The sequence below is a fragment of the Frigoribacterium sp. CFBP 8759 genome (genome assembly GCF_014841655.1).
Classification (GTDB): domain Bacteria; phylum Actinomycetota; class Actinomycetes; order Actinomycetales; family Microbacteriaceae; genus Frigoribacterium.
Map to the genome: position 1 here is coordinate 775,186 of NZ_JACYUH010000003.1, position 13,298 is coordinate 788,483.

A 13,298-nucleotide genomic window follows, 5' to 3' on the forward strand; every position below is an offset into this window, starting at 1 on the left:
TGGTCGGGCCCTCTCTCGTGGAGGTGGCTCGGTGTCAGGCCCGCCCGCGCAACACGGCCTGCTTGACCTCGGCGATGGCCTGCGTCACCTGGATGCCGCGCGGGCAGGCCTCGGTGCAGTTGAAGGTGGTGCGGCAGCGCCACACGCCTTCTTTGTCGTTCAGGATGTCGAGGCGCACCTGCGCACCCTCGTCGCGCGAGTCGAAGATGAAGCGGTGCGCGTTGACGATGGCGGCCGGACCGAAGTACTGGCCGTCGGTCCAGAACACCGGGCAGCTCGACGTGCAGGCGGCACAGAGGATGCACTTGGTCGTGTCGTCGAAGCGCTCGCGCTGGGTGGCGCTCTGCAGGCGCTCCTTCTCGGGCTTGGACGAGGCCATGAGGAACGGCTGGATCTCGCGGTACGACTGGAAGAAGGGCTCCATGTCGACGACGAGGTCCTTCTCGAGGGGAAGGCCCTTGATCGCTTCGACGTAGATCGGCTGTGAGATGTCGAGGTCCTTGATCAGCGTCTTGCAGGCCAACCGGTTGCGACCGTTGATGCGCATCGCGTCGGAGCCGCAGACGCCGTGGGCACACGAACGACGGAAGGTCAGCGAACCGTCCTGCTCCCACTTGATCTGGTGCAGGGCGTCGAGCACCCGGTCCGTCGGCAGCACCTGGACGTCGAAGTCCTGCCAGCGGGGCTCGTCGTCGACCTCGGGGTCGAACCGACGGATGATCAGGGTGGCCGTGAACGTGGGGACGGCGTCGGCGCCCTGGGGCTTGTTCTCGAGGACAGCGGTGCTCATGTCAGTACTTCCGTTCCATCGGCTGGTAGTTCGTGATCACGACGGGTTTGGTGTCGAGGCGGATGTGGTCGCCGGCCAGGGACGAGTGGGCGTCGCCCGTCAGGTACGCCATCGTGTGGACGAGCCAGTTCTCGTCGTCGCGCGTGGGGTAGTCCTCGCGGAAGTGCCCCCCGCGGCTCTCTTGACGCGAACGAGCCGAGTAGACGACGACCTCGGCGAGGTCGAGCAGGAAGCCCAGCTCGATGGCCTCGAGCAGATCGGTGTTGAAGCGCTTGCCCTTGTCCTGCACCGAGATGTTCTTGAACCGGTCGCGGAGGTCGGCGATCACGTGGGTGACCTCGTCGAGGGTCTCTTCGGTACGGAACACCTGGGCGTTGCGGTCCATGCTGTCCTGCAGCTCCTTGCGCAGCGTCGCGATGCGCTCGGTGCCCGTGGCGTTGCGGACGTCCTCGACGAGACCGCGCACGAAGCCGGCCGGATCGTCGGGCAGCGGCACGAAGGGTGCGTCCTTCACGTACTCGACGGCGTTGTTGCCGGCGCGCTTGCCGAAGACGTTGATGTCGAGCAGCGAGTTCGTGCCGAGGCGGTTGGAGCCGTGCACGCTGACGCAGGCGCACTCGCCGGCGGCGTAGAGGCCCGGCACGACCGTCGTGTTGTCGCGGAGCACCTCGGCCTTGACGTTCGTCGGGATGCCACCCATGGCGTAGTGGGCGGTCGGCAGCACGGGGACGGGCTCGGTGTACGGCTCGACGCCGAGGTAGGTGCGGGCGAACTCCGTGATGTCCGGCAGCTTGGCGTCGATCACGGCCGGGTCGAGGTGCGTGATGTCGAGGTAGACGTAGTCCTTGTGCGGTCCGGCCCCCCGGCCTTCGCGGATCTCGGTCGCCATGCAGCGCGCGACGATGTCGCGGGGCGCCAGGTCCTTGATGGTGGGGGCGTAGCGCTCCATGAAGCGCTCGCCCTCGCTGTTGCGCAGGATCGCGCCCTCACCGCGGGCGGCCTCGCTCAGCAGGATGCCGAGCCCGGCGAGGCCGGTCGGGTGGAACTGGAAGAACTCCATGTCCTCGAGCGGCAGACCCTTGCGCCAGATGATGCCCACGCCGTCGCCGGTCAGGGTGTGCGCGTTGGACGTCGTCTTGTAGATCTTGCCGAAGCCGCCGGTGGCGAAGATGACGGCCTTGCCCTGGAACACGTGCAGGTCGCCGGTCGAGAGCTCGTAGGCGATCACGCCGGCCGGGCGCTCTTCTCCGTCGATCTCTCCCATGATGAGGTCGAGGACGTAGAACTCGTTGAAGAAGTTGATGCCGTGCTTGACGCAGTTCTGGTAGAGCGTCTGGAGGATCATGTGACCCGTGCGGTCGGCCGCGTAGCAGGCTCGCCGGACGGGGTTCTTGCCGTGCTCGGCCGTGTGGCCGCCGAAGCGACGCTGGTCGATCTTGCCCTCGGGGGTGCGGTTGAACGGCAGCCCCATGTTCTCGAGGTCGAGGACGGCGTCGATCGCCTCCTTGGCGAGGATCTCGGCGGCGTCCTGGTCGACGAGGTAGTCGCCGCCCTTGACGGTGTCGAACGTGTGCCACTCCCAGTTGTCGTCCTCGACGTTGGCGAGGGCCGCGGCCATGCCGCCCTGGGCCGCACCGGTGTGCGAACGGGTCGGGTACAGCTTCGAGATCACCGCGGTGCTGGCGTTCGGGCCGGCCTCGATGGCCGCCCTCATGCCCGCACCCCCGGCCCCGACGATGACGATGTCGTGCTGGTGGTAGTGGACGCCGTCGACGACGGTGCTGGCGGGGGCGGGGGAGGGTGTGGTCACGGTTCTTTCCGGTGGGGGACGTGCGGCCGGTGGCCGGAGTGGACGGTGGGCCGGGTGGCTAGCCGGCGGTGCAGAACGACGGCAGCAGGTCGGCCGGGGCGTTCGCAGGGCACGGGTCGAACGTGTAGATCACGAGCGTGCCGAGGACGAGCAGGACGACGGTCGAGGTCCAGAGCGTGACGAGCAGGACCTTGCGCACCGTCGGCTTCGAGACGTAGTCGTTGACGATCGTCCGCATGCCGTTCGTGCCGTGGATCAGCGCGAGCCAGAGGAGGAGGGTGTCGTAGACCTGCCAGAACGGGCTGGCCCACTTGCCGGCCACGAAGGCGAAGTCGATGGCCTTGACGCCGCCCTCGCTCGCGAGCAGGTTGATGAACAGGTGGCCGAACACGAGCACGACGAGCAGCAAGCCGCTGGCGCGCATGTAGATCCAGCCCCACTTCTCGTAGTTGGTGGAGCGCTGGGCCGCACGGGCCGAGCGCGGGGCTTCGACGGTCTGGGTGGTCATGGCTCTACTCCGAGAAGACGTTCATCAGGTGGCGCGGGGCGAAGCCGGCGAACAGGACCACGGCGAGGCCGATGACGACCCAGAACATGACGCGCTGGTACTTGGTGCCGGGGCCCCAGAAGTCGATGAGGATGATCCGCAGGCCGTTCAGGGCGTGGAACAGGATCGCGGCGACGAGGCCGGTCTCGCCGAGCCCCATGATCGGGTTCTTGTAGGTGCCGATCACCGCGTTGTATGCCTCGGGGCTGATCCGCACCAGGGCGGTGTCGAGGATGTGCACCAGCAGGAAGAAGTAGATGCTCACGCCGGTGATGCGGTGGAGGACCCACGACCACATGCCCTCACGGCCCCGGTAGAGGGTGCCGGCGATCTTCCCGGGCGCCTTGGGCGCACTGATCTTCGGTGCGCCCGGTCTGCCTGCCGGTGATGCGACCGTTCGCGTCGACTGCTCGGCCATGAGCACTTCTCCTCGCGGATGGGGCGGACGACGTTCTCGCTCGATCGGTACGAGGGACAGCCGTGTCCGCTGGTGGCGTTCTCAGAACCTGTCCAGTCTATGTTCCCGCCGAGTGCGGACGCGGCCCCGCTCCTCCGAAGTCGTTCGACGTCGAGACAAGACGGACCCGTCGGCACGGCCCCGCGATCAGCGGACGGAGGCGCGCTCCGCCCCGTCGCGGACGCTCGCCATCGCCCGTCGGTAGTGCTCGACGAGCTCGTCGCCGAGCGTCTCCCACGTGCGTCCGACGACTGCCCGCCTGCCGGCCTCGCCGAAGCGGGCCCGCAGCTCGTCCGAGAGGACCAGGGTGCGGACGCTCCGGCGGAGCGAGTGGTCGTGGCGGGGCTCGAAGAGGAACCCGTCGACCCCGTGCCGCACCAGGTCGAGGGGCCCGCCCGCGGCCGGGGCCACGACCGGCAGTCCGCTGGCGTGGGCCTCCTGGACGGTCTGACCGAAGGTCTCGGTCGAGCCGGTGTGCACGAACACGTCGAGCGCCGCATAGGCGTCCGCGAGGTGCTCGCCGTGCAGAGGGCCGGTGAACACCGGGTCGAGCTGTCGCAGGCGGCGGCGGAGGGCGGGCAGTGAGGGGCCGCCCCCGACGACCACGAGGCGGGCCTCCCGCAGGGGGCGCAGGGCGGCCAGCCGCTCGACCTGTTTCTCGGGGGCCAGTCGGCCCACGTAGCCGACGAGCACCTGGTCGGGTGCGCCCCAGGACTCCCGCAGGGCGCGCACCGCGTCGCCCGACTTGCGGTTCGGGTGGAACAGGGCCGAGTCGACTCCTCGCCCCCAGGTCGCGAGCCGGCCCACGCCGGCCGTCTCGAGGTCCCGCAAGGAGGCGCGCGAGGGGACCAGCGTCGTCGTGGCCTGGTCGTGGATGCGGCGGACGAGCCGCCAGGCGACGGCCGAGCCGAGCCCGAGGCCGTTCGTCCCCGCGTACCGGGCGACGTCGGTCTGGAAGACGGCGACCGAGGGCACGCCCAGGCGTGCCGCCGCGGCGATGGCCTGGGCGCCGAGCAGGAACGGCGAGGCGACGTGCACGACGTCGGGTCGGAACCCGGCGATGGCGGCCGCGACCTGCGGGTTCGGCAGGCCGACCGGGAACTGGCGGTAGGCCACGGACGGCACCCGGTGGACGGGGAAGCCGGCGTAGCTCGTGGTCCCGCGGCCGGCCGGGGCGATGACCATGGCCTCGTGTCCGCGTCGGGCCAGGTGGTCGAGCACGCGCAGCACGCTCGTGGTGACCCCGTTGACGGTGGGTAGGAAGCTCTCGGTCACGATCACGACTCGCATCGGTCCTCCTCGGACTGCTCGTGCTGCGAGCCTCGACGGCGACGGTGGCGCGAGGGGATCGGAGGCATGGAGGAGGGGCGTCGATAAGGTGAACTCATGACGATCCAGGAAAGCCTCGACCGGTTCTACAGCATCATCCCGGCGGGTGGCATCGGGTCCCGTCTCTGGCCGCTCAGCCGCGCCGACGCACCCAAGTTCTTGCACGACCTCACCGGCAGCGGTTCGACCCTGCTGCGCGGCACCTGGGACCGCCTCGCCCCGCTCAACGGCGACCAACGCATCATGGTCGTCACCGGGCGGGCACACCGAGCCGCGGTCGAGTCGCAGCTGCCCGGCCTCGCCGACCACAACGTCGTCCTCGAGAGCGAGCCGAAGGACAGCACCGCGGCCATCGGCCTCGCCGCCGCCGTCCTCCGTCGTCGTGAGCCGGACGTCATCATCGGCTCGTTCGCCGCCGACCACGTCATCGCCGACACCCGCGGTTTCGGTCGGGCCGTCCGCGAGGCCATCGTCGCCGCCGACGAGGGCTACATCGCCACGATCGGCATCACCCCCACCGAACCCGCGATCGGGTTCGGCTACATCCATGTCGGCGCACCGCTCGACATCGAGGGCGCACCGAGCGCCCGCACGGTCGAGTCGTTCGTCGAGAAGCCCGACCTCGAGACGGCCGAGCGCTACGTCTCCGGCGGCGACTACCTCTGGAACGGCGGCATGTTCATCTCGCGGGCCGACCGGTTGCTCGAGCAGCTGGGCGAGACCCGTCCCGACCTGCTCGAGGGCATCGAAGAGCTCGCGGCGGCATGGGACACCCCGAAGCGCGGCGCCGTCGTCGACAAGGTGTGGCCCGGCCTCGAGAAGATCGCCATCGACTACACCGTGGCCGAACCCGCCGCCGCAGCGGGCCGGCTGGCCGTCGTGCCGGGCGACTTCGACTGGGACGACGTCGGCGACTTCGCGTCCATCGCCAAGCTGCACGCCGGCGGTCGCAAGAGCGACCTGGCCATCCTCGGCGAGAACGCCCGCGTGCTGGCCGACAGCTCCAGCGGCATCGTCGTCGGCAACAGCGGTCGACTGATCTCGCTGATCGGCGTCAACGACATCATCGTGGTCGACACCCCCGACGCCCTGCTCGTCACGACGACGGCCAACGCGCAACGCGTCAAGGGCGTCGTGGACGCCCTCAAGCTGAGCGGTCGCAGCGACGTCCTCTGACCCGTTCCGGGCCCGTGGACGTTTCGTGCTCGTTACGTCGTGGTCGCGACTGTGTAACGCCTCGGCATCACTACCACCCGTCGGTCGGAGGCGCACGTCACAGTAGGTAACCTGTCAGCCATACCCACCCGGCGCGCCTCGTGCCGGGCTGCACCCTGGAGGACAACTTGACTACAACTGCGCGCAAGGCCGTGCTCAGCGGCCTCGCCCTGGCGAGCACCGCCGTCATCCTGGCCGGCTGTGCCTCGGCCCCCGAGAGCGGCTCTGGCTCGACCAGCGGCGCCTCGAGCGACTTCGTCCCTTGCATGGTCTCCGACGCCGGCGGCTTCGACGACAAGTCGTTCAACCAGCTCGGCTACGAGGGCCTGACCGAGGCCGCGAAGACCATCGGGTCCACGCCCAAGACGGTCGAGTCGGCCGACGAGACGGTCTACGACGCCAACCTGTCGAACCTCGCCGACCAGGGCTGCAACCTGATCGTCACGGTCGGCTTCGCGCTCGCCGACGCCACCAAGTCGGCGGCCGAGGCGAACTCGGGCATCAACTACGCCACCATCGACGACTCGTCCATCACGGCCGACAACGTGCAGCCGATCACCTTCAACACGTCCGAGGCCGCGTTCCTCGCGGGCTACGCGGCGGCGAGCTACTCGAAGACCGGCGTCGTCGGCACCTTCGGCGGCATGCAGTTCCCGACCGTCACCATCTTCATGGACGGCTTCGCCGACGGCGTGAAGTACTACAACGAGCAGAAGAGCAAGGACGTCAAGGTCGTCGGCTGGGACGTCGACGCCCAGAACGGCACCTTCACCGGTGGCTTCGAGGCCGGCACCACGGCCAAGCAGAGCGCCCAGACCCTGATCGACCAGAACGCCGACGTCATCCTGCCGGTCGGTGGCCCGATCTACCAGAGCGCCGCCGAGGCGATCCGCGACTCCGGCAAGGACGTCGTCCTGGTCGGTGCCGACAGCGACACCTACGAGACCGACAGCGCCAACAAGGACCTCTTCCTCACCTCGGTGCTCAAGGGCATCAAGCAGGCGACCGACGCGGTCGTCACGCAGGCCAGCGAGGACAAGTTCTCGAGCACGCCCTACGTGGGCACGCTCGAGAACGACGGCGTCGGCATCGCCCCGTTCCACGACTACGCCGACAAGGTCGACTCCGGTCTGCAGGACGAGCTCGACACCATCAAGGCCGGCATCATCGACGGCTCGATCGAGGTCGAGTCCCCGTCGGCGCTCACCAGCTGACGAAAGCACCTCCCGTCATCGATTAGCATCGACTGACCCAGGGCCGGGAGCGACGGTCACCCCGTCGCTCCCGGCCCTCTCAACGCCCGTGGGCGGGCCGCCGACCCGGTGCCGCCCGTCCCCACCCGAATGCCTAGACCCGAGGTAGCCACCTGAGATGAAGCTCGAACTGCGGGGCATCACCAAGCGATTCGGCGCGCTGACCGCCAACGACCACATCAGCCTGACCGTCGAGCCCGGCGAGATCCACTGCCTGCTCGGCGAGAACGGCGCCGGCAAGTCCACGCTGATGAACGTGCTCTACGGGCTCTACCAGGCCGACGAGGGCGAGATCCTGCTCGACGACGCCGTCCAGCACTTCTCCGGCCCGGGCGACGCCATGGGCGCCGGAATCGGCATGGTGCACCAGCACTTCATGCTGGTGCCCGTCTTCACCGTCGCCGAGAACGTCATGCTCGGCCACGAAGAGACCAGGTCCGGCGGCCGGCTCGACCTCGCCGCGGCTCGCGCCAAGGTGCGAGAGATCAGCAGCCGGTTCGGCTTCGACATCGATCCCGACGCCCTCGTCGAAGAGCTGCCCGTCGGTGTGCAGCAACGCGTCGAGATCATCAAGGCCCTGTCCCGTGACGCGAAGGTGCTCGTGTTCGACGAGCCCACCGCCGTGCTCACGCCGCAGGAGACCGACGAGCTCATGGTGATCATGCGTCAGCTGCGTGACGCCGGCACCGCCATCGTCTTCATCACCCACAAGCTGCGGGAGGTGCGCGAGGTCGCCACCCGCATCACGGTCATCCGCCTCGGCAAGGTCGTGGGCGAGGCCGAACCGACCGCCTCGAACGCCGAACTCGCCTCGCTCATGGTCGGTCGCGCCGTCGAGCTCACCGTCCAGAAGGCCCCCGCCGAAGCCGGTGAGCCCGCCCTGGTGGTCGAGAACCTCCGGGTGGTCGACCCCATCGGGCAGGTCGTCGTGGACGACGTCTCGTTCGAGGTCCGCCGGGGCGAGATCCTCGCCATCGCCGGCGTCCAGGGCAACGGTCAGACCGAACTCACCGAGGCCATCCTCGGCCTCCAGCCCCGGGTCGAGGGGCGGGTCTCCCTGGACGGGCGCGACATCACGGGCCGCAGCGTGCGCCAGGTCCTCGACGCCGGCGTCGGTTTCGTCCCCGAGGACCGCAACCAGGACGGTCTCGTCGGAGAGTTCACCGTGGCCGAGAACCTCATGCTCGACCGCTCGCAGTCCGGTCCCTTCGTGAAACGCGGCTCGCTCAAGCTCGCCGAGCTCGCGGCGTTCGCCGTGGCCAAGGTGAAGGAGTTCGACATCCGCACCCAGGGCATCACGACGCCTGCCGGTCGCCTCTCGGGCGGCAACCAGCAGAAGGTCGTTCTGGCGCGCGAGCTCAGCCGCGACCTGCGGCTCTTCGTGGCCGCCCAGCCCACCCGCGGCATCGACGTCGGGTCGATCGAGTTCGTGCACAAGCGCATCGTCGAGACCCGCGACCAGGGCGTGCCCGTCATCGTCGTCTCGACCGAGCTCGACGAGGTCGCCGCCCTGGCCGACCGCATCGCCGTGATGTACCGCGGCACCATCGTCGGCATCGTGCCGGCGGACACCCCTCGCGACGTGCTGGGGCTCATGATGGCCGGCGAGATGCCGCAGGGAACGGAGCAGGCAGCGTGAGCGACGCCACGACCACCACGACGGGCCCGGGCACGCCACCCGCCCCGTCGTCACCGGAGTCGACCGAGGGACGCGGCTCGCGCCTCCTGAGAGAGATCACGACCGGCAACGCCGCCATCTCGGTGCTCGCCGTCGTGCTGGCACTCGTCGTCTCGGGCCTCCTCATCGGGTTCACCGACACCACGGTGCAGGGCACGCTGGGCTACTTCTTCTCGCGCCCGGCCGACTTCTTCCAGGCGTTCTGGACCGCGGTCGGCGGGTCGTACTCGTCGCTGTTCCAGGGCGCGATCTACAACTTCCGGGTCGACGGCTTCGCGGCGGGCATCCGTCCGCTGACCGAGACGCTGAACTACGCCGTGCCCCTCATCGCCGCGGGCCTCGGCGTCGCGGTCGCGTTCCGCGTGGGCCTGTTCAACATCGGTGCCCGCGGGCAGATGCTGATGGCCTCGGCCGCCGCCGGCTGGGTGGGCTTCTCCTTCCACCTGCCGCTCGCCGTGCACCTTCCCCTCGCCCTCGCCGCCGGCATCGCCGCGGGTGCCCTCTGGGGTGGCATCGTGGGCCTGCTCAAGGCCCGCACCGGCGCCCACGAGGTGATCCTCACGATCATGCTCAACTACATCGCCTTCTACCTGTTGGCCTTCATGTTGCGGACGCAGGGCCTGCTGCAGGCTCCGGGCAGCGCGAACCCCAAGTCGCCCGCCACGCTCGACACGGCGATCCTGCCCGACCTGTTCGGCGCCCGCTACAACCTCAACTGGGGCTTCGTGCTGGTCATCGTCATCACCGCCGTCGTGTGGTGGCTGATCAACCGGTCGACGCTCGGCTTCCGGTTCCGTGCCGTCGGCGAGAACCCGCACGCAGCCCGCACGGCCGGCATGAACGTCAAGAACATCTACCTCTACGCGATGCTCATCTCGGGTGCCCTCGCGGGCGTCGCCGGGTCGACCCAGGTGCTCGGCACGCTGACCAGCGGCTTCACCTCGGGCATCGACGCCGGCATCGGCTTCGACGCGATCACGGTCGCGCTGCTCGGGCGTTCGCGGCCGTGGGGAGTGTTCGGCGCCGGCGTCCTCTTCGGAGCGCTCAAGGCCGGCGGGTACTCGATGCAGGCCGCCAACGGCGTGCCGATCGACATCGTGCTCGTCGTGCAGTCCCTCATCGTGTTGTTCGTGGCCGCGCCTCCGCTGGTCCGAGCGATCTTCCGTCTGCCGGCCCCGGGCCTCCGCCCGGTGCGCAAGGCCTCGAACAAGGAGGCGGTGGTCACCAAGTGAGCACGCTCACCCCCGACACCGCGGTCCCCGCCGCGCCGTCGCCCGACCTGGCGCGGGCCTCCTCCCGCAGCCTCAAGGCCCCGATCGCGTTCGCGATCTTCACGGTCGTGGCCGCCGTGCTGTTCCTCGGCCTCGCCCGGGACGGCGAGAGCACCTTCCGCCTGTCGACGACGACGGACTTCTTCGCCCTGCCCGACGCGGTCCTGCCGGCGGCCGGCACCGGCATCGTGCTGACGGTGCTCCTGGCCGTCATCACGGTGGTCGCGGTGCTGCGCGCCGTCCGCTTCGAGAAGGTGCCGATCTGGCTGATCGCCGTGTTCGGCGTCCTCTTCCTGCTCGGCTTCCTCACGTGGGCGAGCGCCGGTCAGACCATCCCGGTGCCCGGTCTGCTGCTCGGCGCCCTCGCACTCAGCACCCCGCTGATCTTCGGTGCCCTCGGCGGCGTCATCAGCGAGCGGGTCGGTGTCGTCAACGTCGCGATCGAGGGGCAGTTGCTCGCCGGAGCCTTCGTCTCGGCCATGGTCGCCTCGGCGACCGGGTCGGCCTACGTCGGCCTGGTCGGGGCGATGATCGCGGGCGTGCTCGTGTCGATGGTCCTGGCGGTGTTCAGCATCCGCTACATCGTCGACCAGGTCATCGTCGGCGTCGTGCTCAACGTGCTCGTCACGGGCCTCACCAGCTTCCTGTACTCGCAGGTGCTGTCGAAGTCCGAGTCGCTGAACCGCGGCGTGCGGTTCCCGCAGCTCGACATCCCGGTCCTCAGCCAGATCCCGATCGTCGGGCCGGTCTTCTTCCGTCAGACGATCATCGTCTACCTGATGTACATCGCGATCGCGGTCGTCTTCTACGGTCTCTTCCGCACGCGGTGGGGGCTGCGCCTCCGTTCGGTGGGCGAGCACCCGCAGGCGGCCGACACCGTGGGCATCAAGGTCAACGCCACCCGGTTCTGGAACGTCTCCCTCGCGGGGGCGATCGCCGGCCTCGGCGGGGCGTACTTCACGCTCGGTTCGCTCGGCAACTTCCAGAAAGAGATGACGGCGGGCGCGGGGTTCATCGCCCTGGCCGCGGTCATCTTCGGTCGGTGGGACCCGATCCGGGCCACGCTCGCCGCGCTGCTGTTCGGCTTCGCGAGCAACCTGCAGAACGTGCTCGGGGCCATCGGTTCGCCGGTGCCCAGCGAGTTCATGCTCATGCTGCCGTACGTCGTGACGATCTTCGCGGTCGCCGGCCTGGTCGGGCAGTCCCGGGGCCCCGCGGCCTCGGGCAAGCCCTACATCAAGTCGTGACGGGCCGCAGCAGCGAGTCCGTGCTCGCCGAGACCGACTGGGACGCCCTCCGCGGAGCGGCTCGCGACGCCATGCGCAAGGCGTACGTCCCTTACTCGAACTTCCCCGTGGGGGCTGCAGCCGTCACGGACGACGGTCGGATCGTCTCGGGCTGCAACGTCGAGAACGCCTCGTACGGCATCACCCTCTGCGCCGAGTGCTCACTGGTTTCCGACCTCGTCATGTCGGGAGGGGGCCGTCTGGTCGCCTTCGCCTGCGTCGACGGCAACGGCGGGGTCCTGATGCCCTGCGGGCGGTGCCGTCAGCTGCTCTACGAACACTCCGACGAAGCCATGGTCCTCGACACCGTCTCGGGCTTCAAGACCATCGACGAGGTCATCCCCGACGCGTTCGGACCGCGGCAGCTCGAGGCGTACCGCGCCTCGCAGGGCTGACCCGCGCCTCCTCGTCCCTCCCGGTCGCGACCCCGTGGTCGCGCCCTCGCACCACCCATCGCACCACTGCTAGGAGCCCCGCCGTGACCCAGAACGCCGTCGAACCGTTCGACACCGTCGACCTCATCCGCGTCAAGCGGGGCGGCGACGCCCTCAGCACCGCGCAGATCGACTGGCTCATCGACGCGTACACGCGCGGGTACGTCGCGGACGAGCAGATGTCGGCGCTGACCATGGCGATCTTCCTCAACGGCATGGAGCGCCGAGAGATCCGCGACATGACGATGGCCATGATCCGGTCGGGCGAGACGATGGACTTCGCCGGGCTCGGCAAGACGACCGTCGACAAGCACTCGACCGGTGGCGTCGGTGACAAGATCACCCTGCCGCTGGCTCCGCTCGTCGCCTCGTTCGGCGTCGCCGTGCCCCAGCTCTCGGGCCGTGGCCTCGGCCACACCGGGGGAACGCTCGACAAGCTCGAGTCGATCCCCGGCTGGCAGGCCTCGATCTCGAACGACCGCATGCGCGAGATCATGGCCGACAGCGGCGCCGTCGTCTGTGCGGCCGGGTCGGGCCTCGCCCCCGCCGACGGCAAGCTCTACGCGCTCCGTGACATCACGGGCACCGTCGAGGCCATCCCGCTGATCGCGTCGTCGATCATGAGCAAGAAGATCGCCGAGGGCACCGCCGCCCTCGTCCTCGACGTCAAGTTCGGGTCGGGCGCCTTCATCCAGGACATCGAGCGGTCGCGTGAGCTGGCCCGCACGATGGTCGACCTCGGCACCGACGCCGGCGTCGCGACCACCGCCCTGCTGACCGACATGAACGTGCCGCTCGGGTTGACCATCGGCAACGCCCTCGAGGTCCGTGAGTCGGTCGAGACCCTCGCCGGAGGCGGCCCCGCCGACATCCGCGAGCTCACGATGGCACTCGCCCGCGAGATGCTGACCCTCGCGGGTCGACCCGACGCCGACGTCGAGGCCGCCCTCGACGACGGACGCGCCATGGACGCCTGGAAGCGCATGATCCGTGCCCAGGGCGGGGACCCCGACGCCGCGCTGCCGACCGCCCGCGAGACGCACGTCGTCACCGCCGGGCGCAGCGGTCACCTGACCGAGCAGCACGCGCTGCCCTTCGGCATCGGTGCCTGGCGCCTCGGTGCGGGTCGCGCCCGCAAGCAGGACCCCGTGCAGGCGGCCGCCGGCATCGAGCTGCACGCGAAGCCGGGCGACCGGGTCACCGAGGGCCAGCCCCTCTTCACCCTGCA

12 protein-coding genes are annotated in these 13,298 nt (G+C 69.5%); 7 read left to right on the forward strand and 5 right to left on the reverse strand.

Features of this window, described 5'->3' with window-relative positions; genetic code table 11:
- Positions 1-34 precede the first annotated feature (34 nt).
- The 5 genes from IFT79_RS13720 to IFT79_RS13740 form a co-directional block, all read right to left on the reverse strand.
- On the reverse strand, positions 35-790 hold the full coding sequence (locus IFT79_RS13720) for a succinate dehydrogenase iron-sulfur subunit (RefSeq protein WP_056046419.1): 756 nt from the start codon (positions 788-790) through the stop codon (positions 35-37).
- Position 791: 1 nt separating this feature from the next.
- Positions 792-2,600 (reverse strand): succinate dehydrogenase flavoprotein subunit, encoded by a 1,809-nt coding sequence (sdhA, locus tag IFT79_RS13725; RefSeq protein ID WP_056046417.1) that lies wholly within the window; start codon positions 2,598-2,600, stop codon positions 792-794.
- Positions 2,601-2,658: 58 nt separating this feature from the next.
- Positions 2,659-3,108, reverse strand: coding sequence for a succinate dehydrogenase, hydrophobic membrane anchor protein (gene sdhD / locus IFT79_RS13730; protein ID WP_192124742.1), 450 nt, complete (start codon positions 3,106-3,108; stop codon positions 2,659-2,661).
- Between the two features lie 4 nt (positions 3,109-3,112).
- Positions 3,113-3,565, reverse strand: coding sequence for a succinate dehydrogenase, cytochrome b556 subunit (gene sdhC / locus IFT79_RS13735; RefSeq protein WP_082460414.1), 453 nt, complete (start codon positions 3,563-3,565; stop codon positions 3,113-3,115).
- 186 nt (positions 3,566-3,751) lie between these two features.
- Complete coding sequence (locus IFT79_RS13740; protein WP_173151232.1) at positions 3,752-4,894, reverse strand: glycosyltransferase family 4 protein; 1,143 nt, start codon at positions 4,892-4,894, stop codon at positions 3,752-3,754.
- A 96-nt stretch (positions 4,895-4,990) separates the two neighbouring features.
- On the opposite strand from IFT79_RS13740, the gene IFT79_RS13745 reads away from it, so the two are divergent.
- The 7 genes from IFT79_RS13745 to IFT79_RS13775 all read left to right on the forward strand — a co-directional run.
- A complete protein-coding gene (locus tag IFT79_RS13745) occupies positions 4,991-6,109 on the forward strand; it encodes a mannose-1-phosphate guanylyltransferase (RefSeq protein WP_123570462.1) in 1,119 nt (372 codons plus the stop codon).
- Between the two features lie 167 nt (positions 6,110-6,276).
- The gene (locus IFT79_RS13750) at positions 6,277-7,362 is read left to right on the forward strand and encodes a BMP family lipoprotein (protein WP_056047703.1); all 1,086 of its coding nucleotides are present in this window, start codon (positions 6,277-6,279) and stop codon (positions 7,360-7,362) included.
- 157 nt (positions 7,363-7,519) lie between these two features.
- Positions 7,520-9,040 (forward strand): ABC transporter ATP-binding protein, encoded by a 1,521-nt coding sequence (locus tag IFT79_RS13755; RefSeq protein WP_192124744.1) that lies wholly within the window; start codon positions 7,520-7,522, stop codon positions 9,038-9,040.
- Positions 9,037-10,311, forward strand: a complete 1,275-nt coding sequence (locus tag IFT79_RS13760) for an ABC transporter permease (protein ID WP_056046406.1) — start codon at positions 9,037-9,039, stop codon at positions 10,309-10,311. Before IFT79_RS13755 ends, IFT79_RS13760 begins: the two co-directional genes overlap by 4 nt.
- The gene (locus IFT79_RS13765; RefSeq protein ID WP_056046404.1) at positions 10,308-11,597 is read left to right on the forward strand and encodes an ABC transporter permease; all 1,290 of its coding nucleotides are present in this window, start codon (positions 10,308-10,310) and stop codon (positions 11,595-11,597) included. The genes IFT79_RS13760 and IFT79_RS13765 overlap by 4 nt, the downstream gene beginning before the upstream one ends.
- The gene (locus tag IFT79_RS13770; protein ID WP_233568359.1) at positions 11,594-12,031 is read left to right on the forward strand and encodes a cytidine deaminase; all 438 of its coding nucleotides are present in this window, start codon (positions 11,594-11,596) and stop codon (positions 12,029-12,031) included. The genes IFT79_RS13765 and IFT79_RS13770 overlap by 4 nt, the downstream gene beginning before the upstream one ends.
- A gap of 83 nt (positions 12,032-12,114) precedes the next feature.
- Positions 12,115-13,298 (forward strand): thymidine phosphorylase (locus IFT79_RS13775; protein ID WP_192124746.1); only part of this gene is annotated, 1,184 nt, incomplete at its 3' end.

Bases quoted from the DNA above. Each gene is read 5' to 3' on its own strand.
- IFT79_RS13755 (WP_192124744.1), top strand. From the start codon at position 7,520: ATGAAGCTCGAACTGCGGGGCATCACCAAGCGATTCGGCGCGCTGACC.
- IFT79_RS13740 (WP_173151232.1), bottom strand. From the start codon at position 4,894: ATGCGAGTCGTGATCGTGACCGAGAGCTTCCTACCCACCGTCAACGGG.
- sdhD (WP_192124742.1), bottom strand. From the start codon at position 3,108: ATGACCACCCAGACCGTCGAAGCCCCGCGCTCGGCCCGTGCGGCCCAG.
- sdhC (WP_082460414.1), bottom strand. From the start codon at position 3,565: ATGGCCGAGCAGTCGACGCGAACGGTCGCATCACCGGCAGGCAGACCG.
- IFT79_RS13745 (WP_123570462.1), top strand. From the start codon at position 4,991: ATGACGATCCAGGAAAGCCTCGACCGGTTCTACAGCATCATCCCGGCG.
- IFT79_RS13720 (WP_056046419.1), bottom strand. From the start codon at position 790: ATGAGCACCGCTGTCCTCGAGAACAAGCCCCAGGGCGCCGACGCCGTC.